We start from the raw sequence: 26927 nt of genomic DNA on the forward strand, positions 1-26927 counted from the left end.
GCCTCCATTGTGGCCATCCCGATGGGGACTGTCCTCGCCTGCGCGCATTGGTTTTTGTATCGGTCAGTGTTCTTCGGCCGGTGCGCCGGGCGCGGCCCGGGCCCGCAAGATGGTGGCCACAATGCCGCTGCCCACGATGAGGGCCATGCCGATCCAGCCGATGGGCGGGATCTTGTCGCCAAACAACAGCACGCTGTAGACGGCGGCAAACACGATGCCCGAATACTGCAGATTGGCCACCACCAGCGTGCCGCGCTGCGTCTTGGCGCTGGCGTAAGCCTTGGTCATGCACAGTTGCCCGCCAGCCGCCAGCACCCCGATGGGCAGCAGCCACAGCGCTTGCCAGCCCGGCCAGTCCGACATGCCGGTGAAGAGCATGGCAAAGCCGCCCGCCACCGCGGAGCCCACCGCAAAGTAGAAGACGGTGCGCGACTCAGGCTCGCCCAGGCGCGACAGCGCCACCACCTGCATGTAGGCAAATGCGGCTGACAAGCCGGACATGAGGCCAATCATCCCGGCGAACGCCTGGTTCTGGTCCAGGCTGGGGCGCAGCATCAGTACCACGCCCACGAACCCGGTGAGCACCGTCAGCACCAGCGGGCCTTGCAGGGCAGGCCGGGGCGCGGCGGCGGAGGGCCGCCAGGCCAGCAGCGTGCCGCCGACCAGGAAGGCCGCGATCCACACGCTGCTCATGTAGTTGAGCGTCATGGCGGTGGCCAGCGGCAGGTGCGCAATGGCGTAGAACCAGGCGCCCAGCGACGCCACCCCCACGAGGCTGCGCCAGGCGTGCATGCCGGGGTACCGCGTGGACAGCGTCACTTTTTGCGAGCGTGACAGCAGCCAGAGAATCAACATGCCGATGAGGCCCCGGTAACACACCAGCTCGGCGGAGTTGAAGAAGTCCGAGGCGATCTTGACGCACACGCCCATGCTGGCAAACAGGAACGCGGCCAACACCATCCAGAGGGCTTGCATCGGGTTGTGATCTCTTGAAGCGCGCCGTGGGGCGCAAAAACGAAAATAGCTGCCAGCGCTTATTTTTTAAGCACTGGCAGCTATTGTAATGAGAGCAGACCACGGCGGGCCTGCAGATTGGCAGGGTTTTGCCGCCGTATTCAGCGGTTTGGCGTGGTCGGGTCGACGGTGTCCGAGCCCATCGCCTCACGGTACCACTCGTGGAAGTGCTGCATGCCATCTTCCATGGGGCTTTGGTAGGGGCCCACCTCGTTGTCGCCGCGTGCCATCAGGGCCTTGCGGCCCGCGTCCATGCGCTCGCCGATTTCGTCGTCCTCGATGCAAGTCTCCATGTAGGCGGCCTTCTGCGCCTCGACGAACTCGCGCTCGAACGCAGCGATTTCTTCGGGGTAGTAGAACTCCACCATGTTCAGCGTCTTGGTCGGGCTGATGGGGTGCAGCGTGGACACGGTGAGCACATGCGGATACCACTCCACCATGATGTGCGGGTACAGCGTGAGCCAGATGGCGCCATGCTCGGGCGGCTTGCCCTCGCGGTAGGCCAGCAAGGCTTCGTGCCAGCGTTCGTACACGGGGCTGCCGGCCTTGCCCAGGCGGTTGGCTACACCCACGGTCTGCACGGAGTAGTTCTTGCCGAACTCCCAGCGCAGGTCGTCGCAGGTGACAAAACTGCCCAGGCCCGGGTGGAAGGGGCCCACGTGGTAATCCTCCAGATAGACCTCGATGAAGGTCTTCCAGTTGTAGTTGCACTCGTGCAGCTCCACGTGGTCGAGCACGTAGCCGTCAAAGTCCAAGTCGGCGCGTGGTCCCATCTGGGCGAGGTCGGTAGCCACGTCGTAGCCGTTGTCTTCAAACAGCAGGCCGTTCCACTCGCGCAGCTTGTAGTTGTTCAGGTTCAGGCACGGGTCGTGCGCGAAATGCGGTGCGCCCAGCAGCTCGCCCTTGGGGTTGTACGTCCAGCGGTGCAGTGGGCACACGATGTTGCCGCCCGCGCTGCCCTTTTGCTGGGTGTTTAGCGACCCTTTGCCCTTGAGCATGACCGCCTGCCGGTGGCGGCAGACGTTGGAGACCAGCTCGATACCGCCCTGGGCGTTGCGCACCAGCGCGCGGCCCTCGCCCTCCTGGGGCAGTGCGTAGTAGTCGCCCGCGTTGGGCACAGCCAATTGATGCCCCACATAGCGGGGCCCGCGCTGGAAGATGGTCTCCAGCTCGCGCTGGAACAGCGCATCATCAAAGTAGCTCGAAACTGGTAGTTGGCTTGCGGCCTGCTGCAGTTGAAGACTTAAATCAGACATGGGTGACCTGACCTAAAGACTCCCCACAGAGAGAGTGCGGGAGGTGCGCCCGTGAAGGCGCATCTGGAAAAAGAAAACCGGCTAGGGTGGGTAGCCGGCTCGACGGGAATGGGATTATAGGCGGTGGGGTTATTCCCGCACCCCCGCTACGTGAATAGAAAACACCGGTTCCGGAAAAATAGAGACCTCCCACGGATCGGCCACTGTCTGACACGGGCGCCACAGCGCTGCGCCTAGAATCACCGGTTTTTCACCCGCGCACTGCCGCCCCCTCCATGCCCAAGGCCCCCGCAACCCCTGCTCCTCCCGCCGAACCTGCCAGCTACGAGGCGGCCCTGGAGGAGCTGGAGCAACTCGTGGCCCGCATTGAATCGGGCCAGTTGCCGCTGGACCAGATGCTGGCTGGCTACCAGCGCGGCGCCGCCTTGCTGGCTTTTTGCCGCCACCGGCTCGATGCCGTGCAGGACCAGATCAAGGTGCTGGACGACGGCCAGCTGCAACCATGGAACCAGGAATGAGCGCATTGCCGATGACTTCCTCGACGACGTTGAATCCGCCCCTGGATACGAATCTCTGGAGCCAGAATCACCTCGCCCGTGTGGAGCAGGCGCTGTCCTTGTGGGTGGGCGACGGCGCTCCGGCAGGGCTGGGCGACGCCATGCGTTACGCCGTCCTGGACGGCGGAAAGCGCCTGCGGCCCTTGCTGGTTTTGGCTGCCTACGAGGCGGCGCGCAGCGGCACCTCGGACTCCGTGGCACCCGAGGGCGCGGCGGTTCAGGCAGCTCTGAACGAAGCTGCCCTGCGTGCCGCGTGCGCGGTGGAGCTGATCCACGCGTATTCGCTGGTCCACGACGACATGCCCTGCATGGACAACGACGTGCTGCGCCGTGGCAAACCCACCGTGCATGTGCAGTTTGGTGAAGCCCAGGCCCTGCTGGCGGGCGACGCACTGCAGGCATTCGCGTTTGAACTGCTGACCCCCGACAACACCCTGATCCCCGCTGCGATGCAGGCGGCCCTGAGCCGGCTGCTCGCGCGGGCTGCAGGCTCGGCCGGCATGGCGGGCGGTCAGGCGATTGACCTGGCCAGCGTGGGCGTGGCGCTGACTGAGGCACAACTGCGCCAGATGCACCGCCTCAAGACGGGCGCCTTGCTCCAGGGCAGCGTGCTCATGGGGGCCCTGTGCGGCCACGCGGCGCCCACCGCCTACCAAGCCCTGTCAGACTATGGCGCTGCCATGGGGCTGGCGTTCCAGGTGGTGGACGACATCCTGGATGTGGTGGCGGACTCGGCCACCCTGGGGAAAACGGCGGGCAAGGACGCGGCCGCAGACAAACCCACCTACGTATCGTTGCTCGGTCTGGAGCGTGCGCAGGCCTACGCGCAGGAGCTGCTGGCCGAGGCCCATGCGGCCCTGGGTCGCAGTGGCTTGCCCGACACCCGTGCCCTGGCAGCCCTGGCGGACATGGTCGTGCGCCGCTCTCACTGAGCCCGGCCCTGGTCCCTGGCGACTCTCTCAATGTCCAAATGCCTGCTGGTGCTTGAATCTCTTGCGCTCGTAGCTATCAAAAGAATAGTCAATGTCCACGACACCCTTCCCCTTGCTGCAGACCATCAATGACCCGGCAGACCTGCGCCGGCTCTCGCGCGCGGACCTCAAGGTGCTGGCGACCGAGTTGCGCGAGTTCGTGCTGCAGAGCGTGTCGCAGACCGGTGGCCACCTCAGCTCCAACCTGGGTACGGTAGAGCTGACCGTGGCTTTGCACCATGTCTTCAACACCCCGGAAGACCGCCTGGTGTGGGATGTGGGCCACCAGACCTACCCGCACAAGATCCTGACCGGCCGCCGCGACCGCATGCACACGCTGCGCCAGATGGGCGGTATCTCGGGCTTTCCGCAACGGGCGGAGAGCATCTACGACACGTTTGGCACAGCGCATTCCAGCACCAGCATCTCGGCAGCCTTGGGCATGGCGCTGGCTGCCAAGCGCAAGGGCGACAACCGCCATGCCGTGGCCATCATCGGCGATGGCGCGATGAGTGCCGGCATGGCGTTCGAGGCGCTCAACAACGCGGGTGTGGCCGACTGCAACCTGCTGGTGGTGCTGAACGACAACGACATGAGCATCAGCCCGCCCGTGGGCGCGCTCAACCGCTATCTCGCGCAACTGATGAGCGGGCAGTTCTACGCCGCCGCCAAGAACGTGGGCAAGACCGTTTTGCGCCCCGTGCCGCCCCTGCTCGAATTTGCCAAGCGCTTCGAGCAACAGGCCAAGGGCATGGTGGTGCCCGCCACGCTGTTCGAGAAATTCGGCTTCAACTACATCGGCCCCATCGACGGGCACGACCTCGATTCGCTGATCCCCACCCTGGAGAACATCAAGAGCCTCAAGGGGCCGCAGTTCCTCCACGTGGTCACCAAGAAAGGGCAGGGCTACAAGCTGGCCGAGGCCGACCCTGTGGCCTACCACGGCCCCGGAAAGTTCGATCCCTCCGTGGGCCTGACCAAGCCCGCCACGCCGCCCAAGCAGACCTTCACCCAGGTGTTTGGCCAGTGGCTGTGTGACATGGCGGCGCAGGACGCGCGCCTGGTGGGCATCACGCCCGCCATGCGCGAGGGCTCGGGCATGGTTGAGTTCGAAAAGCGCTTTCCGGACCGCTACTACGACGTGGGCATTGCTGAACAGCACGCTGTCACGTTCGCTGCGGGCATGGCCTGCGAGGGCGTGAAGCCCGTGGTGGCCATCTACTCCACGTTTTTGCAGCGTGGCTACGACCAGTTGATCCACGACGTGGCCTTGCAGAACCTGCCCGTGGTGTTTGCACTGGACCGTGCGGGCCTGGTGGGCGCCGACGGTGCCACTCATGCAGGCGCCTACGACATCCCGTTCGTGCGCTGCATTCCGAACATGAGCATGGCCTGCCCCGCTGACGAGCGCGAATGCCGCCAGTTGCTCAGCAGTGCGTTTGAACAGGACCACCCCGTGGCTGTGCGTTACCCCCGTGGTAGCGGCGCAGGTGTGGCGCCGCTGGCAGCGCTCGATGGGCTGCCGTTCGGCAAAGGCGAGATCCGCCGCGAGCGCAAGGGTGATGCGGACGGCAAGGCGCCCCGCATTGCCATCCTGGCGTTTGGCACCTTGCTGTATCCCGCGCTCGAAGTGGGCGAGGCGATCGATGCCACCGTGGTCAACATGCGCTGGGCCAAGCCCATCGATGAGGCCTTGCTGCGCGAGGTGGCCGAGCGGCACGACGCCCTCGTGACGGTCGAAGAGGGCGCCATCATGGGTGGGGGGGGCAGCGCAGTGACCGAGGCACTCAACGCCATGGGCCTTGTGCGCCCCGTGTTGCAGCTCGGGCTGGCCGATGTCTTCATTGAGCATGGTGACCCGGCCAAGTTGCTGGCGTTGCAGGGGCTGGATGCAGCCGGCATTCGCGCATCGATTGCAGCGCGGTTTTTGCCAGGCAGCGCGGGCTAAAAGGCGGAGGGCTGCGGTCAGCGCAGCGCGTTGGCTTTTGGTTGCTGGGAGGGTCTTTGCACCGCTGTCGCGCAGATGCTTGCAGAACCCTGAAGGTGTGTGTTGGCGCCGGAATTTCGCGGGAAAACCCGCAAAAGTCCTGGGGGGCATGTTCCTACAATGGTCCCGGCTGAAACATGTCCTTGGTCGGCCGTGCACAACGCGTGCGCACCAAGTTTTGCAATCAATATATCGGAGAGAACCTCATGGATCGTCGTTCAATCATCAAGCATGCTGGCATTGCCGGTGTGCTGGCTGCAGGCGCTGCGCCCGCCGTCCACGCCCAGGCTGCCATTCGCTGGCGTCTGGCCTCCAGCTTCCCCAAGTCGCTGGACACCATTTATGGCGGCGCTGATGTGTTCTCCAAGGCCGTCAAGGCCATGTCGGGCGGCAAGTTTGAAATCTCCGTGCACGCTGGTGGCGAACTGATGCCTCCCTTTGGCGTGGTGGACGGCGTTCAGCAAGGCACCGTGGAAATGGCACACACCGTGCCTTACTACTTCTACGGCAAGAACCCCGCCTTCGCGCTGGGCTCGGCAGTGCCTTTCGGCTTCAATGCCCGCCAGATGAACGCCTGGATGTTGCATGGCAACGGCCGCAAGCTCATGAACGAGTTCTACGGCGGCTTCAACATGATCAGCTTTGCAGGTGGCAACACCGGCACGCAGATGGGTGGCTGGTTCCGCAAGGAAATCAAGTCGCCTGCCGACTTCAAGGGCATGAAGATGCGCCTGGGTGGCGGCCTGATCGGTGAAGTGATGCAGAAGCTGGGTGCTGTGCCTCAGAGCATCCCTGGCGGCGAAATTTACCAAGCCCTCGAAAAGGGCACGCTGGATGCCGCCGAGTGGGTGGGTCCGTACGACGACCAGAAGCTGGGCTTCAACAAGGTCGCTCCGTTCTACTACTACCCCGGCTGGTGGGAAGGCGGTCCTGAAGTGGACTTCTTCGTCAACCAGAAGGCGTTCGACGGCCTGTCGGCTGAGAACAAGGCCATCATCGAAGCCGCAACCAACGTGGCCCACGTGGACATGCTGGCCAAGTACGACGCGCTGAACCCCACGGCCCTGAAGCAGCTCGTGGCAGCCAAGACCAAGGTGCTGCCTTTCTCGCAAGCTGTGATGGACGCTTCGTTCAAGGCTTCGATGGAAGTGTTCGCCGAGAACGACGCCAAGAGCCCCGAGTGGAAGAAGATTTACGCCGACATGCGTGCCTTCCAGCGCGACCAGATCCTCTGGTTCCGCTTTGCAGAAGCCCGCTACGACACCTTCATGTCTGCACAGAAGATCTGATTGCCCGGCTGCGGCGCAAGCCGCAGGGCATGTCGATCAGAAAACCCGCCTGGTTCGCCTGGCGGGTTTTTTTGCGTCTGGTGGATGGTATGGGGTGGGGTGCTCGGTCCCGCCGTACTGCGGGGCAGATGATGCCGCCGGGATGCCCGGCGATGTTCGGTCGGCTGGCGCTCAAGGTGTCGCCCTTGTTGATGTGATCGGCAGGTCTGCGTGATCCCTCGGCGCAAACGTTTCTGATGGGATACCAGGGGGGTGAGGCCATCGCTTCCCGTGGTGTGCAAAGTCCGTTTAGCGCCACAGGCAGACGCTTGCCAGCGGGTTAAGTGGCGCGAAGAAGCCAACGTCTCAACGCGTGGCGGTCGTTTTGCTGTAGGTCCTTAGGTTTTGGGGAGGGCGACGTCGAGCCGTTCGTTGACGGTCCTGTCTTTGAGCACGCTCTGCACGCCATAGGCCCATGAAAAAAGCCCCGGCAGATGACGTCTGCCGGGGCTCTGGTTGCTTCAGGGGCTGGTCAACAGCCCTGTGCGGTTCGGATCACTTCTTCTCGTTGGCCAGCGAATCCTGCAGGGCCTTGAGTGGGTCGTCTGCAGCGGGGGCCGCAGTATCGCCAGGGGCAGCTCCAGCGCCTTCCATGCCAGCCGTGGGGTCGGTGGCCTCGGGGGCTCCGGCAGCGTCAGGCATGGTGGCTTCCATTTCCATACGGACCTTGTCCAGGTCATACACCTCGGCCTTGTCCAGGCCGCTGGAGACGATGCCTGGGAAGGCGATGATCAGGCCCACCATCATCAGCTGAATGACCAGGAACGGGATGGCACCCCAGTAGATCTGCGGCGTGGTCACCGGCGCAATCATCTTCTTGGTGACCTTGTCGAGGTACTCCTTCGCAGGGGCCACGCTGCGCAGGTAGAACAGCGCGAAGCCGAACGGTGGGTGCATGAACGAGGTCTGCATGTTCACGGCCAGCAGCACGCCAAACCAGATCAGGTCGATGCCCAGCTTGTTGGCCACCGGGGCCAGCAGGGGCACCACGATGAAGGACAGCTCGAAGAAGTCCAGGAAGAACGCCAGGAAGAACACCATGATGTTCACGACGATCAGGAAGCCCAGCTGGCCACCGGGCAGGCCGGTCAGCAGGTGTTCCACCCACAGCGGGCCGTCCACGCCCTGGAAGGTCAGGCCGAACATGGTCGCGCCCACCAGGATGAACACCACAAAACACGACAGCTTGGTGGTGGTAGTTACGGCCTGCTTGAGCAGCGAAAGGCTCAGGCGACCACGGATGATGGCCATGATGCCTGCGCCTAAAGCGCCCATGGCGCCGCCTTCGGTGGGGGTTGCAACACCCAGGAAGATGGTGCCCAGCACCAGGAAGATCAGCAGCAGCGGGGGAATCAGCACGAACGTCACGCGTTCCGCAGCCTTGGACAGCAGGCCCAGGCGGGTGATCTTGTTGACGCTGGCGACCACGAAGGCCAGGGCCACGCCAAAGCACATGGCCACCACGATGGTTTCGTCCAGCGCCACGCGTTCCACCGCCTCGCCCGACCACCAGGTGTGCAGGGCGGCCATGTTCTTGGCCACATACATCGAGGCTGCCACGCAGATGCCGGTCAGCACCAGCAGGGAGGTCACACCGCTCTTGCCGTTGTCGTCGCGCAGCGTACGGGCTTCGGGCGGGATCGCAGGCACCCATTGGGGCTTGAAGATTGCCAGCAGGATGACGTACAGCGCATAGAAGCCGGTGAGCATCAAGCCGGGCAGGAAGGCGCCCTTGTACATGTCGCCCACGCTGCGGCCCATCTGGTCGGCAATGATGATCAGCACCAGCGACGGCGGAATGATCTGCGCCAGGGTTCCGGACGCGGCAATCACGCCCGCAGCCAGTCGGCGGTCATAGCCATAGCGCAGCATGATGGGCAGCGAGATCAGGCCCATCGATATCACCGACGCGGCCACCACGCCCGTGGTGGCTGCCAGCAGCGCGCCCACAAAGATCACGGCCAGTGCCAGGCCACCCCGGATGGGGCCAAACAGCTGGCCAATGGTGTCCAGCAGGTCTTCCGCCATCCCGCTTCGCTCCAATATGAGCCCCATGAGCGTGAAGAACGGAATGGCCAGCAGGGTGTCGTTCTGCATGATGCCGAAGATGCGCAGCGGCACGGCTTGCAGCAGCGCTTCGGGAAGTACGTTCAATTCAATGCCGATAAAGGCGAAGAAAAGTCCACAGGCGCCCAGACTGAATGCGACCGGGAAGCCCACCAGCAAGAAGCAGATGAGCCCCGCGAACATGATGGGGGCGAGGTTATGGGTCAAAAATTCCATGGTGTGTGCTCCGCTTGGTAGGGCCGCTCAGTGAGCCTCGGCCTTGTTCTTGCCGTTGCCCTTGGCGGCTTCGGCCAGGTTGCGGATGGATTCGGCCAGTTCTTCTTCAGCCGTTTTTTCAATCTTCTTGACCGTGGGGTCTTCGATCAGGCCCTGGAGGAAACCCAGGCGCTTGATGAGTTCGGAGATGCCTTGCAGCCACAGCAGGGCAAAACCCAGCGGCATCATCAGGTACACGGGCCAGCGGATCAGCCCGCCAGCGTTGTTCGACATTTCGCCCGACGCGAGGGCGCGGGTGAAGAAGGGAATGCCATACCAGAGCACGGCCAGGCACATGGGCGTGAGGAAGACGATGTAGCCGAATACGTCGATCCAGATCTGGGTGCGCTTGGAAAAGCGGCTGGAGATCACGTCCACCTTGACGTGTTCGCCCTGGAGCAGCGTGTAGCCAGCTGCCAGCAGGAACGACGCGGCAAACAGGTACCACTGCACTTCCAGGAATGCGTTGGAGCTGATGTTGAACGCCTTGCGCACCACGGCGTTCACGCCGCTGATGACCGTGGAGGCCAGGATCAGCCAGACCACGTACTTGCCGACCTGGGTGTTAATCCAGTCGATCCCTCTTGATAACTTCAATAGAGCCTGCATGGTGTCTCCAATAAAAAGGCTGTGTGTGCGAGATGCCCGGGCCCCGCGCGGGTAGGCGCTGAGGCAGGGCACACTTTGACGACGGCGCGATTCTACGGAGCACTGTAGGCGGAGTCTGACAGCAGCGTGACGGTGTTATCCCGCAGCAGCTGCTCATTCTTCAGCTATCAAAACTGCAGCAATTAGGGTTTCTTCCTAGGCGTGGAAGCACGCTTTTTCCGCGCAAATTGCCACCACGGCAACACCGTGCTCATGGCCTGCACCTCGCCGCAGTGCCAGGCGGTGTAACCCGGCAGTGTGGTCATGTGTGCCAGCCATTCAGGTGTTTGCAAGAGGGTGCGCAGTGCCAGCGTGGCGGGCTGGTCCAGGCTGGCTTTCAGGCATGCCAGGTGATAGCGCTCGTGCACCAGGGGGACAAAGTCCAGCCCGCGCGCGCGGGCCGCTAGCTCGATGCCCATGCCCACATCGGCAGCCCCTGCAGCCACGGCCTGGGCGATGGCGGTGTGGGAGGGTTCGTTGAGCGCGTAGCCCACGATGCTCCCTGGGTCCATGCTGGCCTGGGCCAGCAGGTCGTCCAGCAGCACCCGCGTGCCCGAGCCCAGCGGCCGGTTGATGAAGCGGGCGCCGGTGCGGGCCACATCGGCCAGGCTGCGCAGACCCAGCGGATTGCCGGGGGCCACGATGAGCCCTTGGGTGCGCTGTGCGAATCCAATGATCTTGTGCAGCCCGGGCTGTAGCAGTGGCTGGTAGGTGCGCGCGGTGAGCGACTGTGCGGCTGCGTCAGCCACGGTGTGAAAGCCCGCCAGGGTGCAACGCCCCTCGTTCAGCGCACGGATGGCGTCCACGCTGCCGGTGAACCGGATGTCGAGGTGCAGCGCGCCTGCATCGGTTTGCGTTGCGGCATGTGCACGCAGCGCCGCCAATGCATCGTCATGGCTGGCGTAGAGGGTGAGCACATGGGCGTTGGGGTCGAAGGCGACGGCAAACGCGCGCTCCAGGTCGGCGTGTAGCGCGGCAATCTGGGGCGCCAGGCGGGCCTGGGCCTGGCGTTCGGCCCACAGCAGCTTGCTGCCGAACTCGCTGAGTTGCGCCGACTGGCCCTTGCCCCAGATGATCAATTCGCCGCCCAGCTGGTCTTCCCAGCGTTTGAGGGCGCCCCAGACATGGCGGTAGGACAGGTCCAGCGCGCGCGCAGCGCCCGAGATGGAGCCACGCTCGGCCACCGCCTGCAACAGCTCGGGCAACGGATTGCGGATGAGCGCAGTGCCCGCGTCGCGGCTGAGTGTGTAGTGAAGTTGGACCCTATGCACGGGAGTTCATATCGCTGGATATTGGATGGGTGCCTACGATAGCCCAAACCGATCCCCTGGCCCATGTCCACCCTCACCGAAAGCGCGAGCACAGCGCTTGAACTCACCCTCTCGTCCGACCCTGTCCTCTGGACCATCGTGGGCCGTTCCTTGTCTGTCAGCGCCACCGCCTGTCTGATGGCCTGCGGGGTGGGCCTGGTGCTGGGCGCCTGGCTGGGCGTGGCCCGCTTCACTGGCCGTGGCGCCGTGCTGGCGGTGCTCAACACCTTGCTGGCCGTGCCTTCGGTGGTGGTGGGGCTGGTGGTGTACCTGGTGCTCTCGCGCAGCGGGCCGCTGGGGTCGCTGGGCTGGCTGTTCAGCTTCAAGGCCATGGTGCTGGCGCAGGCCATTTTGGTGCTGCCGGTGGTCACCGCGCTCACGCGCCAGACGGTGGAAGACGCCGAGCGCGCGCATGGCGAGCAGCTGCGCTCCATGGGCGCCGGCCCGCTGCTGCGCAGCCTGCTGCTGGCATGGGACGAGCGGTATGCGCTGCTCACCGTGCTGCTGGCATCGTTTGGCCGCGCGATCTCCGAGGTCGGCGCCGTGATGATCGTGGGTGGCAACATCGACGGCTTCACGCGCGTGATGACCACCGCCATCGCGCTGGAGACCAGCAAGGGTGACCTGCCGCTGGCACTGGCGCTGGGCATGATCCTGCTGGTCGTGGTGCTGGCGCTCAATGTGCTGATCGCGTTGCTGAGGCGCTGGCGCGAGCGGGTGGATGGCTCGGCCTCCAGCACGCCGGTGGGAGTGGCTGCATGAGCGGGCCTTTGCCAACCCCCTGGGTGGACCTGCGGCAGGTGACCGTGCGCTACGGCCGCGTGCAGGCGCTGGACCAGGTCACCCTGCGCATCGCACCCGGTGAGCGCGTGGCGCTGGTGGGCGCCAACGGCAGTGGCAAGAGCACTTTGCTGCGCGTGCTGCATGGCCTGGCCGACACGCATGGGGGCGGCCTGCAATGCGATGCGTCGCTGCGCCAGGCCATGCTGTTCCAGCGCCCGCACATGCTGCGCACCAGTGCCCAGAACAACGTGGCCCTGGCGCTGTGGCTGCGCGGCACCCGCTGGCGCGATGCGCGCCCGCTGGCCCTGACGGCCTTGCAGCGGGTGGGCCTGCAGGGCATTGCAGCGCAGAACGCGCGCACCCTGTCGGGCGGCCAGCAGCAGCGTGTGGCGCTGGCCCGTGCATGGGCCCTGCGGCCCGATGTGCTGCTGCTCGATGAGCCCACCGCCAGCCTCGACCCCCACGCCAAGCGCGAGGTGGAGGCACTGATGGCCGACTTTGCGGCCAGCCACGGCGCGGCCGGCCCGGCGCACCCCGTGACCATGGTGTTCAGCAGCCACAACCTGGGCCAGGTCAAGCGCCTGGCCAGCCGCGTGATCTACATGGAGCACGGCCGTCTGGTGGCGGACTTGCCGGTGCACGACTTTTTCAATGGCCCCCTGCCGGAGGCCGCCCGATTGTTTGTCAAAGGAGAGCTGGTATGACGCGAATTGACCCCCACGCTTCCCACTTCGTGTGGTCGCTGCCCCCTAAGGGGGCCTTTTCATCTTGGGGCGGCCCGGCGATGAAAAATTTCAAGCCTTTTCGCGCGGGGGCGCTAGTGTCCAAAGCGCTGGCAGCTATTGTTTTAGTAGCGTCGGGTTCTGCGTTTGCGCAGAGCATCACCATGGCCTCTACTACCTCCACTGAGCAGTCGGGCCTGTTTGGCTACCTGCTGCCCGAGTTCAAGAAGGCCAGCAGCCTGGACATCAAGGTGGTGGCGCTGGGCACGGGGCAGGCGCTCGATATGGCACGCCGGGGCGACGCGGACGTGCTGTTCGTGCACGACCAGGTGGCCGAAGAAAAGTTTGTGGCCGATGGCTGGGGCGTGAAGCGCTACCCCGTGATGTACAACGACTTCATCCTCATCGGCCCCAAGAACGACCCGGCCGGCACCAAAGGCAAGGACATCGTGCAGGCGCTGCAGAAGTTGGCGGCCACCCACGGCAACTTCATCTCGCGCGGCGACAAGAGCGGCACCCACGCGGCCGAGCTGCGCTACTGGAAGCTGGCCGGTGCCGAGGCTGCAAATACATCAAAAGGCAGCGGCTACAAGGAATGTGGCTGCGGCATGGGGCCAGCGCTCAACATCGCGGCGTCAAGCGGCGCCTATGTGCTGGCCGACCGTGGCACCTGGCTCAACTTCAAGAACCGCGCGGACCTGGCCGTTCTGGTCGAGGGCGACACCAAGCTCTTCAACCAATACGGCGTGATGGTGGTGAACCCCGCCAAGCACCCGCATGTGAAGTCGCAGGACGCGCAGAAGTTTGTGGACTGGGTGGTGTCTCCCGCCGGCCAGCAGGCGATTGCGGGCTACAAGATTGGTGGCGAGCAGCTGTTCTTCCCGAACGCGGCGCAGTGAGCACTCCCCATGGCAAACCGTTCACCCGCGGCGGTGGCCGCTGCAGCCGCCGGGCTGGCCTGGGCCCTGGCCGGTTGTGCGGCCGCGCCCGCCCAGGCGCCCATGGCTGACGCTGCCCCCGTGCAGGTGTATGCCGCTGGCAGCCTGCGCGAAGCGTTCACCGAGATCGCGCGCGACCACGAGGCCCGCACGGGCCAGAAGGTGGCGCTGACCTTTGGCGCCTCGGGCCTGCTGCGCGAGCGTATCGAAAAGGGCGAGCCCGCACAGGTTTTTGCCTCGGCCGACACCGACCACCCGCAGCACCTGGCGGCCCGGGGCGGCTGGCAGGCGCCCGTGGTGTTCACGCGCAACGCGCTGTGTGCGCTGACCAGCGAACAGATCAGCGCCACCCCCGACACCTTGCTGGCCACCTTGCTGCGCAGTGACGTGCGCATGGGCACCTCCACACCCCAGGCCGACCCGTCGGGCGACTACGCGTGGGCGCTGTTCCGCCAGGCCGACAAGGTTCAGCCGGGTGCGTATGCCCAGCTGGACGCCAAGGCCCTGAAGCTCACCGGCGGTGCGGATTCGCCCAAGCCGCCTGCGGGCCGGGGCACCTATGCCTGGGTGATGGACCAGCGCCAGGCCGATGTGTTTTTGACCTACTGCACCAACGCAGTGGCCGCCCAGGCCGAGGTGCCGCGCCTGCGCGTGGTGCAGCTGCCAGTCGCACTGCAAGTAGGCGCCGCCTACGGCCTGACTGTGCGTTCAGATGCGCCCGCTGCGGCCCAGGCATTTGCCAGTGCGCTGCGCCAACCGCCTGCTCAGGCGGTATTGCAACGGTTGGGGTTTGGGCTGCCCTGAACGCGGGCGGCCGTCTGGCTGCGAGTGTGCGCACGCGCCGCGTCTGTCTGCCTGGTGGGGTAGCGCGGCGTGTGCTTTTTAAACCAGTTGTATGCAGCGTTCAGTCATCATCGCGGTGGTGGCTGCTGCGCCAGATGGCCCGCACCAGCCACAGGCCACACACCACCGCACCAAAGAAACCGAGGAAGCCAAACGCTGGCAGGCCGAACAGCGTGGGCCCGCCTTTCACGGTCATCACGATGGACGAGCCGATGATCAGCGCCGCAATCACCAGCGCCATTGCCAAACGGTTGGCTGACCGGTCGATCTGGTCGCCCACACGCTTGAGGTGCGCCAGATCGATGCCCACCTGCAGGTGCCCGCGCCGCGCGTTGCGCAGCAGCCGCCCGATGTCGTCCGGCAACTGCTCCACCGTGGCCAGCGCGCGCCGCAAGGTGCTCCAGGCCCGCCCGGCCAGCACCTTGGGCTCGTAGCGTGCGCGCACCACCTGCTTGAGCAGCGGCAGGGCTTCGGTCGCCATGTGGAAGTCCGGGTCGAGGTTGCGGCCCATGCCTTCGAGCGAGATGAAGGCCTTGATCAGCAGCGCCAGATCGGACGGCAGACCCAGGTGGTGTTCACGCAGGATGGCCGTCACGTCGGCCAGCATCTGTCCCAGGCTCAGCTGCGCCAGGGGCACGCCGTGGTACTGGTCCACAAAGGCCTCGATCTCGGTTTCGAGCTGGCCCAGGTTCAAGCCCTGCGCGTCGCCCGTCCAGTCCAGCAGCACATCGGCCACGGCCTGGGGCTGGTGCTCCACCAGGCCCAGCAGCAGCTGCAGCAGCTCGTCGCGCCGGCGCTGCGACAGGCGGCCCACCATGCCAAAGTCGATGAAGGCAATGCGGTTGCCCGGCAGGTAGAACACGTTGCCCGGGTGCGGGTCGGCGTGGAAAACGCCGTCCTTGACGATCATCTGCAGCACCGCCTGCGCGCCGCGTTGCGCCAGCACGGTGCGGTCAAAGCCTGCCTCGGCCGTCAGCGCCGCGAGAGCGCCGCCGGGTGTGCCGTCGATGAAGTCCTGCACGTTGATGCGCTCACGCGTGTAGGCCCAGTGCACGCGCGGGATCACGATGTGGGGTAGTGCGGCCATGTTGGTGGCAATGCGTTCGGCCTGGCGGCATTCGCCGGCCAGGTCCAGCTCGCGGCGCAATGAGCGCGCGAACTCGCGCACCAGTTGCTGGGGCCGGTACGGCTTGAGCGCGGGCAGCTCTGCCTCGGCCAGCGTGGCCAGGCGCTGCAGCAGGCGCAGGTCGGCCTGGATGGTGTCCGCAATGCCGGGGCGGCGGATCTTGACGATGACTTCGCTGCCGTCCTGCAGACGCGCGCGGTGCACTTGCGCAATCGATGCGGCGGCCAGCGGTGTCGTGTCAAACCAGGCAAAGACGGCTTCGGGATCGGCGCCCAGGTCTTCGCGCAGTTGCGGGCGCAGGGCATCGATGGGCACGGCGGGCACCTGGCTGTGCAGCTTCTCGAATTCTGCAATCCACTCCGGGCCAAACAGGTCAGCCCGGCCCGCAAGGATCTGACCAAACTTGACGAACGCGGGGCCCAGCTCTTCGAGTGCCAGCCGCACCTGCACGGGGGGCTCCACGCGGGCCAGGTCGGCGGCGTGGGTCCAGTTCAGCGCCTGGCCCGCGCGCTCCAGCCGGTCGGTCAGGCCCAGGCGGCGCACGGTGTCGCCAAACCCGTGGCGCACCATCACGCCCAGGATTTCTTTCAGGCGCCCCAGGTCGCGGGCGGTGTCCAGGGTCTCGATCAGCATGGGGCGATGATAGGTTCAGAAGGTCAAGGCGGGTTTGTTCACCATCAGGTAGAACACCACGGCCATGGCCACAAAGGCCGGGTAGCCCAGCGCCTCCCACCAGCGGGCATAGCGCCAGTACAGCGGGGGCAGCACGCCATCGCCTTGTGCGGACTGCGCCGCATCTGCCGCCTTTATCGCCATGTCGCGCATGCGCAACTGCAGCCACACCACGGGCAGCCAGCAGGCACCGGCCACCAGGTACAGCGCCATAGACACCGCGAGCCACGGTGTGCTCCAGGGCAGGCCTGCCATCGCAGCCATGGCGAGCCCCGTGGCGGGCTGGAGGAACACCGTGGGCGTGGTGAACCACCAGTCCGCCCGCACCACCAGGCGCGTGACCACCGCCTGCGCCTGCACATTGCCGCTGCGGTTGGTAAAGAACATGTAGAACGCCGAGCCCAGCCCGGTGCCCACCAGCAGCACGCTGGAGATGATGTGCAGCCATTTGAGGGTGAGGTACAGGCTCATGGCTTTTGCAATGAAGTGGCCTCGTCTTGCAGCAGCACCCACAGGATGGCGGCAATCGGCAGGTTTTTGGTCAGAGGTCCGAAGGGGTGCAGCCACCATGCAGGGTGTATGGCTGTGGCCAGCAGTGTCATGGCCAGCATCACCATCAGGGCCGCTCCATACGCCTTGCGGCCGGGGCGGAGCGCCAGCCACAGCCCCAGCACCGCATCGGCAGCCGCCCCGGCCAGGATGATGGCGGTGGGCAGCCAGGGGGCGTGGCCCCCGGCCCAGGCTGTGGGCAGCCCTGCCAGCAACTCGCGGCTTTGGCCGTGCAGCTCCCACACGCTGACCACGGCGGTGGCCAACCAGACGACCACGAGGCTGGCGCGCAGCAGCTGAACCGACGCGCGGTTCATGGGGTGACCTTCTGCGCTGCGGATTTCGCGACGCTCTGCGTCTGTTGCCAGTCTGCAATGTCCGCAGCACGGATCGCCAGGAACTGCGCCAGGCGCTGGAACCGCTGGCGCGTCTTGCGGACAAAGACCCAGTCCACCACAGGCTCCATCACCGTCCGCAAGGCTGCAGGGCCGACTTGAAAGGTGTAGGTGTAGATCAGCAGGGACTGGTGGGGGCCTTGCTCTTGGTGGCGCATGGAGGCGGCCCACTGGGTGAAGGGAAACGACCGGCCCACCATGGCCGCAGCCGCGACCACAGGGCGGTCATAGCTGACGAACTGCGTGCGCATGGACAGCGCCCGCAATGCACCGGCGCCCAGGTTCTCGGTGGTGGCGCCCACACTGGGGCAGGGCGCACCGCTTTCCACGCTGGTGCGGCGCACCAGCGAGTCCCACTGACACCGCCACTCGTGATAGTGGAAGGCATCGAACACAACATCGGCCCGCGCTGGCATGGGGAAGGTCAATTTCCGGTGGGCCATGGGCTCATTCCTCCACCACATCCGTCACCATGCCCCACTTCTCAAACTCGGGGGCAAAGGCCTCCAGGGGCAGCAGACTGGTGCTGGTGTGTGCGCCTGCGGGCAAGGGTTGACCAACAGCCAGCTGGCGGGCCAGCAGAATGGCGGCCATGCAGGGGATCTCTGGGCCATGGTCGTGGTCTGCCGCAATGTGCCATGCGCGGCGCCGGGGCTGGCCTTGCGCATCCGCACCCGCCACACGCACCACCATGCCGCCCAGCGGCGTGCCCAGAAAGTCCAGCGCACCGCCCGCATGGTGCATCAGCCAGGCCAGCTTTTCGGGGTGGGGCAGCACGCCCCAACGGCGCAGCGCGGCCAGGGTGGCGAAGGCTCTTTGCGCCAGGCCTACCTCCAGGGCCGCGCGAAAGGTGACACGGTCGCGGGCCTGGTAATGGGCGGGAAAGATCTCCAGGTCCGGGATGTCGCAGACCGCCCCGAGGCGAGGGCGCAGCCGCTGGAACTGGACGGGGCTGGGCCGAGCCCAGCCGCTGTGCGGCTGCCACTGGCCGCCATCCCACACGTCAATGGGCAGGCCGCAGTAGCTCAGCACCGCTGCCAGCGTGGCCTGGCCCCGGGGCGCCCGTTGCGCAGGGGCAATGCAGATGTCGATGCTGTTGATGTGCCGCCAGCCCGCGCACAGGTGGTCGATGACGGCGGAGGACAGCGCGGGCACCGTGCTGGCACCCGCGACGGCTGTGCGCCCGGCAGCAGTGAATGCAGCGTGCATGGCGGCGGGAAAGTCGCACACAAACCGGCGACCGTCGGCCAGGTCGATGTAGTGTGCCCCCGCCTCGGCCGCCGCCTGGGCCACGTTGTAGGCTTGCGCCTGAAAAGGGCCCGCCGTGTGGATCACCAGACCCACGCCCCACTCGCGCAAGGTGGCGGCCAGGCCCGGCGCCTGGTGGTCCAGCGCCACGCCCTGTGCACCGTGGCCCAGCGTGGCGGCCAGGGCCTTCGCTTGCGAGGCATCCCGGCCCGCCACCAGCAGGGCAATGTGGTGGCGTGTGGCCTCATCGCCCACCAGGGCGCGACAGATGCGCGCCCCAAAATTGCCGTAGCCGCCCAGGACCAGGGTTTTCAGTGCAGCCATGGGGGTCATGCCCCCGAGGCCCAAGGCGTGCTGGGCTGCGTGGGCACAAAAGAGGTATCGCTGTCCCGGCCACTGCCCGGCGTGTGCAGCAGTGCTTGCAATGCGGCACGCTGCGACTGCAGTTGCGTTCGGTGCCAGTTGGGCACGTCAGGCGCTGCAATGGGGCGGCTGAACAGGTAGCCCTGGATGTGGTGCAGCCCGGCGGCCGCGAGGGCCCGCAGCTCTTCGGGCGTCTCCACGCCTTCAACCACCACTGAAAGACCCAGGTCCCGCGCCAGGGAGCTGATGTGCCGAAGCAGCTTCTGGCGGCGGCGGTCGTGTGGCAGCTGGCGTACGAACAGGCGGTCGCATTTGATGCCCGCAATCGGCAGCTCGGCCAGCATGCCCAGGGACGAATACCCGGCGCCAAAGTCGTCCATCAAAACGGCCACACCCAGGGCGCTCAGCGCGCTGATGGCCGCCACCATCTGGGGGCCCAGCGCAATCACGGCATGCTCGGTCATTTCGAGCTTCAGGATGCGCGGGGGCAGGCCGCGCTGGGCCAGCTGCAGGCCCAGCCAGGGCGCAAAGCTCTCGTGCATCAGCGTGACCGGTGCCACATTGACGCTGATCGACACTGCATCCATCCCCTGCGCTCGCCAGTTGCACAGATGATCGAGTGCGTTGCACACAATCATGCGGTCCACCTCCGCCGTCTTGCCCTGCAGCTCGCACACCAGCAAGAAGGTTTCGGGGTTGATGCGGCCCAGGGTGGTGTCGGTCAGGCGCAGCAGCGCCTCCAGCTGTACCCCGGTGCGCTGGGTGTGGATGATGGGCTGGAAATGCAGGGCCAGGTTGTCGGGATGCAGCAGACGGTCCAGGTGGTCGGCAATCAGCGACTGCTGAATGTCGGTGTGGGCGTTGTGGGCCAGTGCCGAGGTGCGCATCATCGACAACCCGCGCCGCAGCAGCTGCTGGCGCCCCGCGTCCGAGCGCAGGTTGCTCAGATGCTCCATGGCCACCGCCATCGCAAACACCAGCATCACAACGAGCAAGGCAGCGCCATCGGACGCCGCATCGTGGTTGCCCTGGTGCATGGGAAAGGTGTTGACCAACAGCCAGTGCAGTACCAGTATCGCGCCGCCGCACAGCAGCTTGTCTGCCCAGTTCTGGGCCCGATAGCGGGGGGTGAGCACGCTCAGCTTGGCAGCGCGATGGCGGATGGCGCAATAGCACGAAATGCCGGTGGCAATGCCCAGCGACAGCACAGTGGCCGGCAGGTTGATCTGCCCGAAACTCTGCACGTGGCTGCTGGTGATGGTGAAGTGCCCTGCCAGCGTGCCCATCGCCAGCCACAAGCTGGCCAGCGCAATGCGGCGCTTGCTGGCGCCGGTGCTGAGGGTGGGGATGGTGAGCCGCGCACTCACCACCATGATGACCAGGCCGCTGAGCGCGGGCACCAGCTCTAGCACATGGTGCGAAAGCTCGTTGTACAGGAACAGGCCCACCACATCCAGCGCCCACACGATGGAGCCAATGCACAGCGATGCGTGGGATGCGCTGATGCGGCGGCTGGACGGGTCCACCGAATACGCAGTGTGCTCCACCAACTGCTGGCACACGTGCACGACGAGTGCCGCAAACACCCAGAACAGCAGGCTTTGCAGCAGTGGCGGAAACCCCACCACAAACACCTGCATGGCGCCATGCCAGATTGAAACCATATCGTCCACGTGCTCCCGCCCTTTTTTGTATGCGGGTCATCATACGACCGTGGGGCGGGGCCAACGCGTAACAGCCTGTGGCGGGTGCGTGCTCCCGGGCGATTGGCTGCCATCCGGGAACGGCGTGGGTTTCCAGCGATTTTTTGGATGCCATTTCCAATAATTCAACAATCGTTGTATTATCGATCCATGCAAGAAACCGATGTTGTCCGTGCCCTCGCCGCCCTGGCCCAGGAGGTCCGCCTGCGGGTCTTCCGTGCGCTGGTGGTGGCGGGCCCTGCGGGGTTGACCCCCGGCGACCTGGCCGCCCAGCTGGAGGTGGCGCCCAACACCCTGTCCTTTCACCTCAAGGAGCTGTCGCATGCCGGGCTCATCAGCCAGGAGCGACAGGGCCGCAACCTGATCTACCGCGCCGCGTTCGACACCATGAATGCGCTGCTGGCCTACCTCACTGAAAACTGCTGCGAAGGCCAGGGCTGCGCGCCTGCCGACGCGGCCGCGTCCTGCCATTGTTGACCGTCTCTGTCCACTACCCCCGAGGAGAACCCCATGAAACGCTTCCACGCCCATGTGCATGTCGATGATCTGGCACAGAGCATCGCCTTCTATTCCAAGCTGTTTGCCGCCGCCCCCGCGCGGGTAGAGGTGGACTATGCCAAGTGGATGCTGGAGGACCCGCGCGTCAATTTCGCCATCTCCACGCGCGGCGCCAAGCCAGGCCTGGACCACTTTGGCATGCAGACCGACGACGCTCAGGAGCTGGCCGAACTGAAGGCGCGCGCCGAGGCCGCCGACATGGCCTTGCTCGACGAGGGCAACACCACCTGCTGCTACGCCCGCAGCGAAAAGCACTGGGTGACAGACCCGCAGGGCATTGCATGGGAGCACTTTCACACCCTGGGCGACATCCCCGTCTTCAACGAAGCCACACCGTCTTCATCAGCGGGCGCCTGCTGCGCGCCAGCGGCGGTGGCAGCCCCTGCACCTGCGGCCCCTCGGGCGGCGTGCTGCGGCCCGGCCACGGCCACAACCGCCAAAACCAGCTGCTGCTGAGAGCGCCGCATGACCGCTTTGAACGTTCTTTTTCTTTGCACCCACAACTCGGCCCGCAGCATCCTAGCCGAGGCCTTGCTCAACGACATGGCACCGGGCCGGTTCCACGCGTACTCGGCGGGCAGCAGCCCGCGCGACAACCAGCAACCCAACCCGCTGGGCCTGGAGGTGCTGCGTGCCGCGGGCATCTCGACCGAAGGCCTGCGCAGCAAAAGCTGGGACGAGTTTGCCGCCCAGGGAGCACCCGTGATGGACCTCATCATCACCGTCTGCGACAACGCGGCCGGCGAAGTCTGCCCCATCTGGCCCGGCCACCCCGCCACTGCGCACTGGGGTTACGCCGACCCGTCCGCAGGGGACGGCACGGACGATGAAAAGCGCGAGGCTTTCCGCAAGACCTTGCACGCCATCCACCAGCGGCTGGAGCTGCTCATCAACCTGCCTGCCGACAAGCTCGAAAAGACCCTGCTGCAGCACACCGCGCGCGAGCTGTCGCGTGCCGCCGCCACGCCATGACGGTGCAGTGCAACCCAGCCGGAGCCGCCGTCCCGGCCCCCATGAGCGTGTTCGAGCGCTACCTCACCGTGTGGGTGCTGTTGTGCATCGTGGTGGGCATTGCGCTCGGGCAATTCTTCCCCTCAGTGTTTCAGGCCGTCGGGCGCATGGAGATCGCCAAGGTCAACTTGCCCGTGGGCCTGCTGATCTGGGTGATGGTCATCCCCATGCTGGTGAAGGTGGACTTTGGCGCGTTGGGCGAGGTGCGCAAGCACGCCCGGGGCATCGGCGTGACGCTGGTGGTGAACTGGCTGGTCAAGCCGTTTTCGATGGCGCTGCTGGGCTGGCTATTCATCCGCCACTGGTTCGCGCCCTACCTGCCAGCCGACCAGCTGGACAGCTACATTGCAGGCCTCATCCTGCTGGCAGCGGCCCCCTGCACGGCCATGGTGTTCGTGTGGAGCCGCCTCACGGGCGGCGACCCGCTCTTCACGCTGTCGCAGGTGGCGCTGAACGACAGCATCATGGTGGTCGCGTTTGCGCCGCTGGTGGCGTTCTTGCTGGGCATCTCGGCCATCACCGTGCCATGGGACACCCTGCTGACCTCGGTGGTGCTCTACATCGTGATCCCGGTGGTGCTGGCCCAGTGGCTGCGCCGGTCGCTGCTGGCCCAAGGGCAGGCGGTGTTCGATGCCGTCATGGCGCGCATGGGGCCCTGGTCCATCGCCGCATTGCTGGCCACGCTGGTGCTGCTGTTTGCGTTCCAGGGCCAGGCCATCCTGCAGCAGCCACTGGTGATTGCGCTGCTGGCCGTGCCCATCCTGATCCAGGTGTTTTTCAACGCGGGGCTGGCCTACTGGCTCAACCGCGCGGTGGGGGAGAAGCACAGCGTGGCCTGCCCATCGGCACTGATCGGCGCCTCCAACTTTTTCGAGCTGGCGGTGGCCGCCGCCATCAGCCTGTTCGGCTTTCACTCCGGCGCCGCGCTGGCCACCGTGGTGGGCGTGCTGATCGAGGTGCCGGTGATGCTGCTGGTGGTGCACATCGTCAACCGCAGCAAGGGCTGGTACGAGCGGGCGTGAGCGACTGACAAAACTCCCCTGGCGTCGTTGTCTCGCCTTGTCGTAGTGCTTGTACTGCCTGCGGCGAAACGCCTAGCCAGGGCCGCTTCGCTGAGTTTCGTCAGCCGCTCGCAGGTGCTCAGCCCTTGGCGGTGGTGAGCAGCGCCACCGCCTTGCGGGCCAGTGGCGCAGCCAGCATCACCGCCGGAAAGGCGAACAGCCACCCGGTCAACCATGCGCCCGCCCAGAGGCTCACAAAGTCCTGCTGCGGCTGCAGCGCGCGAAAGGTAGAGATGCCCGACACCAGCAGCGACATCACGCCCGACAAGATCAGGCTGAATAGCACCGGGCCATAGCGGGCGGGGATCATGCCGTCACCTCTTCGCCAGGCTGGCGTGCGGCTGCACCGCCAACACTGCCCAAGCGTTGCAGCGTCTCGGCAAAGTGCTGGCCGAACATGCGGGCGGTCTTGGTGTCGCCGGGCACAAAGGCATCGGCGGCCGCCCCGTGGCCCGCCTGCGCCATCAGGCCCGACCAGGAGCCGAGGCGGTTGGCCGCCTCGTCGTACGGCACCCCGGCGTGTTGCTCGGGCAGGATGGGGTTGCCCACCCACACCATGCCGTGCTGCATGGCAAACACCCACATCGACATCAGCGTGGACTGCTTGTCGCCCGCGGGCAGCGACGACACGGTAAAGCCCGCCGCCAGCTTATTCTTGAGCTGCTGCGTCTTCCACAGGCGTCCCGTGGCATCCATGAAGGTCTTGAACGGCCCGGAAACCCCGCCCAGATAGGTGGGCGAACCCAGGATGACACCGTCGTAGCTCAGCAGGCGGTCGGGCGCCTGCGCCAGGTCTTCGGCCCGGACCAGTTCGGCGAGGACGCCCGGCACGGAGCGTGCGCCGTCCATCACGTGGTGGGCAATGTGTGCGGTGTGGCCGTGGGCGCTGTGATAAACGATGGCAATGTGTTGCATGGTGTGGGTTCCTTGGGAGTGATTTCGGGGGGGGAGGCGCGGGGCAGGTCAGCGTGAAATCAGTGCGATGACCAGCGCGGAGAGATACAGGCCCAGGCCAAACACGGTGTGGTTGGCCAAGCTGCGCAGGCAGTTCTTGAGCGGCGTGGGTGTGCGCGATGCCGCAAAGCCCGAGCCCATGGCGGGCTGCATCACCAGCAGCGGTGCCGCCACTGTGCCCATGCCCACGGCCAGCGCGGGCCACAGGGTGGGGCTGTGGACCCAGGCAGCGCCCTGCAGGGACAGCAGCACCCCGGCAAAGGCCACGCCCACGGCGTAGTGCGTGAGCCAGCCCCAGGCCAGTTCGCCCCGGACCGGGGCCGCCTTGGCGATGGCCGCGTGGGCGACTTGCCCGCGCACCAGGTGGCCTACCCAGCGGCCGAGGAAAGCGAAGTTGAGCGTGGGCACCCCCAGCCTTTTGAGCAGCAACAGCCAGGCATCCATGACGGCGGTGGCGCCGATGCCCAGAAGCATGGCGAGGGGAATGTCTTGCAGTGAGAGAGTCATCAAAACACCTCGGAAAGTTGACGAAAGAAGGTTTTGCACGGAATATAGAAGTTCAAGTCAACTTGAGGTCAAGAGGTTTTTTCATGGACATTGCCGAAGTCGCCAAACGCTCCGGGCTGCGGGCGTCCACGCTGCGGTATTACGAAGAGAAGGGCTTGATCCAGTCGGTGGGGCAACCCGGCGAGCGCCGCCGGTTTGCGCCCGGCGTGATGGACCAGCTGGCGTTGATTGCGCTGGGGCAGTCGGCCGGGTTCTCGCTGGACGACATCCGGTCGATGTTCTTGCCCAGCGGCGAGCCGAACATCGACCGGCAGCTGCTATCAGCCAAGGCCGACGAACTCGACACCATGGTCAAGCGCCTCAAGGCCATGAGCAACGGCCTGCGGCATGCAGCCGCCTGCCCGGCCGAGAGCCATGCCCAGTGCCCGTCCTTCCAGCGGCTGTTGAAAGCCGCCGCCGATGGAGCGCTGGAGCGTCAGCAGCGGCGCAGCGCGCAGCCGGTGGTGGGGCTGCGCCGGCCGCGTGCCTGAGCGGCCCAACGCACCCTGGTTTGTGGGTGATTTGATCGCTATATATTTGATAGCTATTCAGGCATATTGCACTAGCGCTATCGGCCGATAAGGCTTGAAATGGAGTCGCCGGGCGCCTGTACGGCGGTGTGGGCAGCGGCGCGGGCCCGTCACCCGCCTTTGGGGGCGCCCAGCTTGCGGTACACCGTGGCGCGGCTGATGCCCAGCGCGCGCGCCGCCTCGGCCACGTTGCCGCGCGCTTCCTGCACCGCGCGGCGGATCATCGCGACTTCGGCCTCGCGCAGCGGGGCAGGCGCCGACGCAATGCCTGGCACCGCCGCCGTGTGGGTGTCGCCCACGGTGCGGGCGTGCGCAGGTAGCTGCGCCAGCGCGTGCAGCCGCAGGCCCGACCACAGCGGCAAATCCAGCGGCTCCCGGCGCTGCTGGCGGGCCGCGTCGAACAGCATGGTCCAGGGCATGGCCAGCAGGTCGCTGCAGTGGGTGCGGGCACCGGGCAGGCCGGGGGCGCGCAGGGGCTGCGGCACCAGCTGGCGGGCCATGCTGTTGGCACCCACCACGCAGCCATCGGCGTCCAGCGTCAGCAGGCCGTCGCCTTCGCCGCCCAGCGGGCAGCCTGGCCAGTTCACACGCAGCAGCAGGGCATGGGGCAGTTGCAGCAGCAGTGCGTCTTCCATGGCGCGGGCCGACCGGGCCACCAGGTGGCGCAGCTCGGGCCGTTCGGGCACATCCACACCCGTCAGGTCCAGCATGCCCATGCAGCGGCCCTGGGGGTCGAACAGCGGCGCTCCGGCGCAGCTGTAGCTGGCGTTGTCGTCAAAAAAATGCTCGCCCCGGTGCAGCCACACAGGCTGCAGCTCTTCCAGCGCGGCGCCGATGGCGGTGGTGCCCACGGCTGCTTCCGATAAATCAATGCCCACGCGGCCAATGGCGCTGGCGCGCGGGTCGCTCCGGTCGCAATGGCCTTGCACATCGACCACGATGCCGCGTGCGTCGGTCAGCATGGCGAAGTAGCGCATGCCCGCAATGGCCCGGGTCAACTGCTCCAGCACCGGCCGGGCCGCGCGCAGCAGGTGGTGGTGCTGCTCCTGGCTGTGGCGCAGCGCCGTCGCGCTGACGGCGTCAAACGCCACGCGCCGTGTGGGCTCCAGGCCCCGCGCCAGGCAGCGTTGCCAGGACCGTGCAATCCACGGCTCCACCTCGGCGCGCACGGGCGCTGCACCGTCGGACAGCAGGCTCTGGCGCGCCTGCGCAATCAGCGCGTGGCGGTCAGCAGCGGGGTGGGGCGCGGAGATCAGCATGGTGAACAGGCTCCTGGAGGTCCGCATGATGCGGTAGTCCACTGAATCCGGGAAATCGGGGGTGCGTGAGGGTCTGGCAAGGCCGCAATCTAGGCGCCGGGCGCAGCCGTGTTGTACACCCGGCGAGCACGGCAACAACGAGTGCGGCCTTGCCAGACCCTCACCCTGCGGGCCAGGGCTGCGGCGGGTACCCGGCGGCGTTGCCTGACTTGCCAAGGCAGCCAGCCTTGGCTGCGCCAGGCGCCTTGCCGCGCATCCCGCCGCAGCCCTGGC

28 protein-coding genes are annotated in these 26927 nt (G+C 66.1%); 13 read left to right on the forward strand and 15 right to left on the reverse strand.

From position 1 onward, the window contains the following. Positions 1-63: 63 nt before the first annotated feature. Both ASC83_RS20060 and ASC83_RS20065 read right to left on the reverse strand, forming a co-directional pair. Complete coding sequence (locus ASC83_RS20060) at positions 64-975, reverse strand: DMT family transporter (RefSeq protein WP_056066859.1); 912 nt, start codon at positions 973-975, stop codon at positions 64-66. A 140-nt stretch (positions 976-1115) separates the two neighbouring features. Then, a complete protein-coding gene (locus ASC83_RS20065; protein ID WP_056066862.1) occupies positions 1116-2270 on the reverse strand; it encodes an aromatic ring-hydroxylating dioxygenase subunit alpha in 1155 nt (384 codons plus the stop codon). Positions 2271-2545: 275 nt separating this feature from the next. Here ASC83_RS20065 and xseB point away from each other — a divergent pair, with 275 nt between their 5' ends. The 4 genes from xseB to ASC83_RS20085 all read left to right on the forward strand — a co-directional run bounded on the left by xseB (position 2546) and on the right by ASC83_RS20085 (position 7074). Beyond that, the gene (xseB, locus tag ASC83_RS20070; RefSeq protein ID WP_056066864.1) at positions 2546-2788 is read left to right on the forward strand and encodes an exodeoxyribonuclease VII small subunit; all 243 of its coding nucleotides are present in this window, start codon (positions 2546-2548) and stop codon (positions 2786-2788) included. Further along, complete coding sequence (locus ASC83_RS20075; RefSeq protein WP_082522537.1) at positions 2785-3759, forward strand: polyprenyl synthetase family protein; 975 nt, start codon at positions 2785-2787, stop codon at positions 3757-3759. Before xseB ends, ASC83_RS20075 begins: the two co-directional genes overlap by 4 nt. A 91-nt stretch (positions 3760-3850) precedes the next feature. After that, positions 3851-5746: a 1-deoxy-D-xylulose-5-phosphate synthase gene (gene dxs / locus ASC83_RS20080; protein ID WP_056066870.1), complete on the forward strand. Its 1896-nt coding sequence runs from the start codon at positions 3851-3853 to the stop codon at positions 5744-5746. Between the two features lie 245 nt (positions 5747-5991). Next, positions 5992-7074, forward strand: a complete 1083-nt coding sequence (locus ASC83_RS20085; RefSeq protein WP_015015263.1) for a TRAP transporter substrate-binding protein — start codon at positions 5992-5994, stop codon at positions 7072-7074. A gap of 534 nt (positions 7075-7608) precedes the next feature. Here ASC83_RS20085 and ASC83_RS20090 read toward each other — a convergent pair. From ASC83_RS20090 to ASC83_RS20100, 3 genes are all read right to left on the reverse strand, one after another. Next, a complete protein-coding gene (locus ASC83_RS20090; protein ID WP_056066872.1) occupies positions 7609-9396 on the reverse strand; it encodes a TRAP transporter large permease subunit in 1788 nt (595 codons plus the stop codon). Between the two features lie 27 nt (positions 9397-9423). Next, positions 9424-10044 carry a TRAP transporter small permease subunit gene (locus tag ASC83_RS20095; protein WP_056066874.1) on the reverse strand — a complete coding sequence of 207 codons (621 nt, stop codon included), beginning with the start codon at positions 10042-10044 and terminating at the stop codon, positions 9424-9426. Positions 10045-10226: 182 nt separating this feature from the next. Next, positions 10227-11354, reverse strand: coding sequence for a substrate-binding domain-containing protein (locus ASC83_RS20100; RefSeq protein ID WP_056066877.1), 1128 nt, complete (start codon positions 11352-11354; stop codon positions 10227-10229). 63 nt (positions 11355-11417) lie between these two features. On the opposite strand from ASC83_RS20100, the gene ASC83_RS20105 reads away from it, so the two are divergent. The 4 genes from ASC83_RS20105 to ASC83_RS20120 all read left to right on the forward strand — a co-directional run bounded on the left by ASC83_RS20105 (position 11418) and on the right by ASC83_RS20120 (position 14640). Beyond that, positions 11418-12155 (forward strand): ABC transporter permease, encoded by a 738-nt coding sequence (locus ASC83_RS20105; protein ID WP_056066880.1) that lies wholly within the window; start codon positions 11418-11420, stop codon positions 12153-12155. Next, positions 12152-12880, forward strand: coding sequence for a phosphate ABC transporter ATP-binding protein (locus ASC83_RS20110; protein WP_056066886.1), 729 nt, complete (start codon positions 12152-12154; stop codon positions 12878-12880). The genes ASC83_RS20105 and ASC83_RS20110 overlap by 4 nt, the downstream gene beginning before the upstream one ends. Before the next feature lie 80 nt (positions 12881-12960). Next, positions 12961-13797, forward strand: coding sequence for a substrate-binding domain-containing protein (locus tag ASC83_RS20115; RefSeq protein ID WP_056066889.1), 837 nt, complete (start codon positions 12961-12963; stop codon positions 13795-13797). Between the two features lie 9 nt (positions 13798-13806). Beyond that, positions 13807-14640: a molybdate ABC transporter substrate-binding protein gene (locus ASC83_RS20120; protein WP_056066892.1), complete on the forward strand. Its 834-nt coding sequence runs from the start codon at positions 13807-13809 to the stop codon at positions 14638-14640. Between the two features lie 100 nt (positions 14641-14740). On the opposite strand, the gene ASC83_RS20125 is transcribed toward ASC83_RS20120, so the two are convergent. Genes ASC83_RS20125 through ASC83_RS20150 form a run of 6 tightly spaced genes read right to left on the reverse strand, consistent with a single transcriptional unit; the run spans position 14741 to position 20696 of the window. Then, positions 14741-16438, reverse strand: coding sequence for an AarF/ABC1/UbiB kinase family protein (locus ASC83_RS20125; RefSeq protein WP_056066895.1), 1698 nt, complete (start codon positions 16436-16438; stop codon positions 14741-14743). A 15-nt stretch (positions 16439-16453) separates the two neighbouring features. After that, positions 16454-16948 carry a DUF2269 domain-containing protein gene (locus ASC83_RS20130; RefSeq protein WP_056066898.1) on the reverse strand — a complete coding sequence of 165 codons (495 nt, stop codon included), beginning with the start codon at positions 16946-16948 and terminating at the stop codon, positions 16454-16456. After that, positions 16945-17343, reverse strand: coding sequence for a DoxX-like family protein (locus ASC83_RS20135; RefSeq protein ID WP_056066902.1), 399 nt, complete (start codon positions 17341-17343; stop codon positions 16945-16947). The genes ASC83_RS20130 and ASC83_RS20135 overlap by 4 nt, the downstream gene beginning before the upstream one ends. Then, positions 17340-17864: an SRPBCC family protein gene (locus ASC83_RS20140; protein WP_056066905.1), complete on the reverse strand. Its 525-nt coding sequence runs from the start codon at positions 17862-17864 to the stop codon at positions 17340-17342. The genes ASC83_RS20135 and ASC83_RS20140 overlap by 4 nt, the downstream gene beginning before the upstream one ends. A gap of 4 nt (positions 17865-17868) precedes the next feature. Next, the gene (locus ASC83_RS20145; RefSeq protein ID WP_056066908.1) at positions 17869-18993 is read right to left on the reverse strand and encodes a saccharopine dehydrogenase NADP-binding domain-containing protein; all 1125 of its coding nucleotides are present in this window, start codon (positions 18991-18993) and stop codon (positions 17869-17871) included. A gap of 5 nt (positions 18994-18998) precedes the next feature. Further along, on the reverse strand, positions 18999-20696 hold the full coding sequence (locus ASC83_RS20150) for an EAL domain-containing protein (RefSeq protein WP_056066911.1): 1698 nt from the start codon (positions 20694-20696) through the stop codon (positions 18999-19001). 189 nt (positions 20697-20885) lie between these two features. On the opposite strand from ASC83_RS20150, the gene ASC83_RS20155 reads away from it, so the two are divergent. Genes ASC83_RS20155 through arsB form a run of 4 tightly spaced genes read left to right on the forward strand, consistent with a single transcriptional unit; the run spans position 20886 to position 23326 of the window. Then, positions 20886-21212 (forward strand): helix-turn-helix transcriptional regulator, encoded by a 327-nt coding sequence (locus ASC83_RS20155; protein ID WP_015015249.1) that lies wholly within the window; start codon positions 20886-20888, stop codon positions 21210-21212. Positions 21213-21245: 33 nt separating this feature from the next. Continuing rightward, positions 21246-21749 (forward strand): ArsI/CadI family heavy metal resistance metalloenzyme, encoded by a 504-nt coding sequence (locus tag ASC83_RS20160; protein ID WP_056066914.1) that lies wholly within the window; start codon positions 21246-21248, stop codon positions 21747-21749. 9 nt (positions 21750-21758) lie between these two features. After that, entirely contained in the window at positions 21759-22265 is a 507-nt protein-coding gene (locus ASC83_RS20165) for an arsenate reductase ArsC (protein ID WP_056066917.1), read from the forward strand. Further along, positions 22262-23326 carry an ACR3 family arsenite efflux transporter gene (gene arsB / locus ASC83_RS20170; protein ID WP_082522539.1) on the forward strand — a complete coding sequence of 355 codons (1065 nt, stop codon included), beginning with the start codon at positions 22262-22264 and terminating at the stop codon, positions 23324-23326. The genes ASC83_RS20165 and arsB overlap by 4 nt, the downstream gene beginning before the upstream one ends. Positions 23327-23444: 118 nt before the next feature. Here arsB and ASC83_RS20175 read toward each other — a convergent pair whose 3' ends face one another. Genes ASC83_RS20175 through ASC83_RS20185 form a run of 3 tightly spaced genes read right to left on the reverse strand, consistent with a single transcriptional unit; the run spans position 23445 to position 24793 of the window. Continuing rightward, entirely contained in the window at positions 23445-23675 is a 231-nt protein-coding gene (locus ASC83_RS20175; protein WP_056066924.1) for a DUF2798 domain-containing protein, read from the reverse strand. Continuing rightward, positions 23672-24280, reverse strand: coding sequence for a flavodoxin family protein (locus tag ASC83_RS20180; protein WP_056066926.1), 609 nt, complete (start codon positions 24278-24280; stop codon positions 23672-23674). Before ASC83_RS20180 ends, ASC83_RS20175 begins: the two co-directional genes overlap by 4 nt. Before the next feature lie 48 nt (positions 24281-24328). Further along, positions 24329-24793 (reverse strand): DUF2938 domain-containing protein, encoded by a 465-nt coding sequence (locus tag ASC83_RS20185; RefSeq protein ID WP_082522545.1) that lies wholly within the window; start codon positions 24791-24793, stop codon positions 24329-24331. A gap of 116 nt (positions 24794-24909) precedes the next feature. Between ASC83_RS20185 and ASC83_RS20190 the strand changes: the two genes are divergently transcribed. Next, entirely contained in the window at positions 24910-25356 is a 447-nt protein-coding gene (locus ASC83_RS20190) for a helix-turn-helix domain-containing protein (RefSeq protein WP_056066933.1), read from the forward strand. A gap of 149 nt (positions 25357-25505) precedes the next feature. On the opposite strand, the gene ASC83_RS20195 is transcribed toward ASC83_RS20190, so the two are convergent. Continuing rightward, the gene (locus ASC83_RS20195) at positions 25506-26654 is read right to left on the reverse strand and encodes a helix-turn-helix domain-containing protein (protein ID WP_156379574.1); all 1149 of its coding nucleotides are present in this window, start codon (positions 26652-26654) and stop codon (positions 25506-25508) included. Between the last annotated feature and the right edge of the window lie 273 nt (positions 26655-26927).

It is taken from the genome of Acidovorax sp. Root402, from assembly GCF_001425125.1.
Lineage (GTDB): Bacteria > Pseudomonadota > Gammaproteobacteria > Burkholderiales > Burkholderiaceae_C > Acidovorax > Acidovorax delafieldii.